Here is a 4005-nt window from a genome sequence, read left to right as displayed (position 1 = left end):
TGTTCGAATCAGGTGGTACTCTATCGTCTACTCAGGGACGGTACCGACATTCCTACCACGCACGCCACCACGACCACGGCCCACAGCGCGAGCAGCAGCGGCCACGGCACAGCCATCGCCGTCGTCACCCCCATACCGATCAGCAGCCCGGACAACGTCCGTTGCACGACGAGCAGGGCCACTGCGGAGGCCACCCCGGCAGCCAATCCGACGGTCACCCCGAGACCGGAGAAGACCGCTATGACCCGCCGCCAGGAGAAGCTAAGCCGTCGGAGTGTGCGGCGCACGCCGTTCAGGTCAGTGGCGAAACCGATCGCGGCGTGCAGCAGTGCGATCACCGCCACCACGCCGATACCACCGACCATGCCGGCCAGAGAGAGCATCTGGTCCTTCTGCGACATGGTCAGGCCGTCATCGATGTAGTCGTGGTGGCTGGTCCATACCGCATCAGGCACGGCATCCTGTATCGCGTCCAACCCCCCGGCGGCATAGGTCGTGGCGGAGGTACCTGAGGCACTGACCGGGAAGGACGCAGCGTCCACGGTGATCCCGCCGGCGAGGATCGACTGATCGTCCACGGTCGCGACGATGTGGACCTCCCGGCGCGCCCCGGAATCATCGCGGATGAGGACAGTGTCTCCCAGTTCCCTGCCGTAGCCACCGTCAGCGGCGACATTGTCCCCGTGGACATCGACCAACGATCCAGCAGTGACGGTACCGGGAACCAACAGCTCGTCCATCGCCGCCGGGTACACCCGGTTCGCGGTCACCGCGTCCACTGAACGCTCGCCCTCCAACCAGCCGGCATCCGTGTCCAGCGGAGAGACGACGAGCCCCTCATCCCGTGCCGCCGTGGTCTGCTCGGCAGTGAGGTCGACGTCAGCAACCGCATCAACCTGCAGAGATGCCGATCCCTGGTATTTCGCCCCGGTACTGGAGGTCAACGCGGCGAATGCCGAGGTACCGCCGAGAACCACGAGCAGTGCAGCGATCAGGACCATGCCCGCGATACGGCGTCCCTGGGAAGACGCCACCCCACCGACGACCATCTGTCCGGTACCGGCCCGGCGTAACAGCCGCCCGAGGCCACGGAGGGTGACCGGGGTCAGCGACCAGATGACGAAAAGCGTGCAGAGCGCAATCCCGAAGACCATCTGGTTGTAGTTGTCGAAGGTCATCGTGGCGCGCAGCATCGCCCACAGGCCCACTGCCGCTGCAATGCCGACGCCGTAGCGCAGCGGGGTGGTGAGCACCCGCAGCGTCCTGCGGAGCAGACCCGGGTGGGGGGTGTCCGCGTCGATCCCGGCAAGATGACGGGCCTGCCACCAGAGTGTCAGCAACGCCCAGACGGCAAGGGCTGCCCCGGTGACGGCCACGGGTGTCGGCGTCCAGACCCCGGCGAGGTCACTGGTCTCCAGTCCGGTACGTTCCAGAATCCACCGGAACGCGAGTGCCATCACCGGTGACAGCAGGATGCCGGACAGAACTCCGACGGCACATACCGGCACCATCGAAGCAACCAGCCCCAGACGTATCCGACGGCGGGACACCCCGAGCAGTCGCAGGCTCCGGGAGGTGTCCGCCAGGCTGCCGACGGTGAACTGTGCCGCCGAGGCGAGAAGGATCATCCCGACTACGCAGGCCAGCCCGGCGACCATGACGGCGTAGTTGACGATCCCCTGGTACGCACTCCACTGCAGGGAGATGCCCGTGGTGACGACCGGCGCATCGCGGTAGGCGTCCGATGCCTGCGCAGCACGGACGGCCGTCCCGATTACTCCCCCGGCCACCGCAGTTAGCAGTGCGAGGGTCGAGGCGGATGCCACGACGACAGACCGGTGCCCGGTGAGCAGAAGACGAAGCATCATCGGGTGCCCGCCATCTCGCCCTCGATGACCCCGTCGCGCAGGATAAGGGTTCTGTCGGCTGCGGAGGCAATGCCCGGGTCGTGGGTGACCATGAGGACGGTGGTCCCCGCGGTGGCCAGCTCCCGCAGCAGATCCACCACGATCCGCCCGTTGCGCTCGTCAAGGGCCCCGGTCGGCTCGTCGGCGAAGATGACCTCTGGACAGGACGCCACGGCGCGGGCGATCGCGACCCGCTAACGCTGACCGCCGGAAAGTTCGTCAGGACGAGCGCGCAGACAGTCACCCATTCCGACCTGGTCCAGTGCCTGCGAAATTGCTCCCTGATCAGCATGCCGCCCAGCCAACCGTATACCGAGAGCGATGTTCTCCTGCACGCTGAGGAAGTCGAAGAGGTTGTAGCTCTGGAAGATCGTGGCCGTCATAGTGGCCCGCAAGTGTGACCGCTTCGCATCCGAGAGTTGCCACAGGTCAGTCTCCCCGTAGAACACCTGACCGGCAGTGGGCTGCACAATCCCGGCCAGCAGATTCAGCAGGGTCGACTTGCCGGAGCCTGAGCGACCCATGAGCGCGAGGAAGGAACCGGCGGGAACGGTGAAAGCCACGTCATCGATGACGGGTCCATCCTGTTCGCGGTAAGTCTTGACGAGTCGGCTGGCGGTGATATCCATGCCTTAAGTGTCGCCTGGGAAAGCGTGAAAGGACAGGGATCCGGACGATTACGGGACCTGGCTCCACCCCCGCCGCGAGTCACCCCGGCGTCGGCCACGGCAGATCCTCCGCCACCGGCGCACCGTTGCCCTGCCGCCAGGTGTTCACCCCCACCACCACGTCGACGACGGCACCCAGGCCCCGGCATCCTGCCCCAGCGACGATGCCTACCGGGCAGGAGGTGCTGATCCGGTTCCCGAGCTGCCGGTCGAGTGCCGGACGCAGTTCCTGTGGAAGTGCTTCCCCCTCCTCATGTGCCACCCGCAACAGGTCGTAGCCGAGATCGTGGGTCCGACATGGCGGTTCGAACCTCTCCGGCAGCGGCACCGGGCTGGAGCACCGGCCGTCCGGGTTCGCCGGGAAGCCGTCGGCGTCCACCACCGGACGGTAGTCCAGAGCGTCGAAGACCGCCTCCGGCAGTGACCCAATCCAGGTGTCGGCGACGTCGCGGTCACCGTCCATCCTGGCCAGCTCCGCCGTCACCTGCGTCACCGGGCCGGCCGCCGGAATATCTCCCGACACTTCCGCGGGGTCTCCGTCACCGGCCTGCAGCAACAGACCTGCCCCGATGAGGGCGGCCAGGGAGGCGACGCGTCGAGGACGAGCGTCGGTGGCCTGGGGTAATGAAGTCATGGTTCCATGGCACTGTCCGGCGTAGCGGAAAACAGTCCCCGCAGCCTCCGGGAAATGGTGGACCTGGCTCCACCGACAGCGTCCGGTCACACCGATAGAGTCGGTGGACATGACCACCGGAGAACTGCGCTACTGGCCGCCAGGGTTCGACCGCCGTCTCTGGCGGTTCCTCATGCGACTGCCGGTGTGGCGATCACTCCTCTGGACGCTCCTCCTTGCCGTCCTGTTCCTCCCCTCGTTGATCATCACAGTGATCCTCCTCCCCTGGTTACCGCTCAGCGCCCGCGCCGCCGACCTGCTCGGACATATCAGTGCGCGGTGGATGAAGGTGCAGGTCCCGACGCGCCGCGTGAACCGCTGGTTCGACTGGCGGCAGACCGTGGAACTCATCACCCAGCTGTTCCTCGGGCTCGCCGCCTTCGTCCTGACCTGCAGCGTCGGGGTGTTCACCGTGGTCGTCGCAGCAGTGCCCTTCATCTTCCGGGACTCGGTCGACGGCAATCTCGACCTCGTGTTCTGGTCCACCACCTGGCCCCCGGCGGTGTTCATGGTGTGCTGGGCGATGGCCGTGATCGGCCTGCTGGCCTACCTCTACCTGGCCTGGGCGATCACCGGGTGCTCCGTCGCCGCGACCGTGGCGTCCAACACCACCACGGATGCCGAGGTCGCCGAGCTCACCCGTTCCCGCGCCGTCCTGGCGGACGCCTTCACCGGTGAACGACGCCGTATCGAACGCGAACTGCACGATGGTGCCCAGCAGTACCTCACCGCGCTGCAGCTCAATGTGGCGACGCTG

General features: G+C 66.6%; 5 protein-coding genes. 1 reads left to right on the top strand and 4 read right to left on the bottom strand.

Annotated features, from left to right (window positions below):
- Positions 1-20 precede the first annotated feature (20 nt).
- The 4 genes from QZV72_RS10515 to QZV72_RS10500 form a co-directional block, all read right to left on the bottom strand.
- Positions 21-1868 carry a hypothetical protein gene (locus QZV72_RS10515; protein WP_297008278.1) on the bottom strand — a complete coding sequence of 616 codons (1848 nt, stop codon included), beginning with the start codon at positions 1866-1868 and terminating at the stop codon, positions 21-23.
- Positions 1865-2080, bottom strand: coding sequence for a hypothetical protein (locus QZV72_RS10510; RefSeq protein ID WP_297008277.1), 216 nt, complete (start codon positions 2078-2080; stop codon positions 1865-1867). Before QZV72_RS10510 ends, QZV72_RS10515 begins: the two co-directional genes overlap by 4 nt.
- 21 nt (positions 2081-2101) lie before the next feature.
- The gene (locus QZV72_RS10505; protein WP_297008275.1) at positions 2102-2536 is read right to left on the bottom strand and encodes an ABC transporter ATP-binding protein; all 435 of its coding nucleotides are present in this window, start codon (positions 2534-2536) and stop codon (positions 2102-2104) included.
- Between the two features lie 79 nt (positions 2537-2615).
- Positions 2616-3209, bottom strand: coding sequence for a hypothetical protein (locus QZV72_RS10500; protein WP_297008273.1), 594 nt, complete (start codon positions 3207-3209; stop codon positions 2616-2618).
- A gap of 109 nt (positions 3210-3318) precedes the next feature.
- Here QZV72_RS10500 and QZV72_RS10495 point away from each other — a divergent pair.
- Positions 3319-4005 (top strand): histidine kinase dimerization/phosphoacceptor domain-containing protein (locus QZV72_RS10495; protein ID WP_297008271.1); only part of this gene is annotated, 687 nt, incomplete at its 3' end.

Origin of the sequence: uncultured Corynebacterium sp., from assembly GCF_902782855.1 — a bacterium.
Lineage (GTDB): Bacteria > Actinomycetota > Actinomycetes > Mycobacteriales > Mycobacteriaceae > Corynebacterium.
The sequence above is the reverse complement of the archived record's forward strand: the minus strand, read 5'-3'. Positions and strand labels throughout refer to the sequence as shown.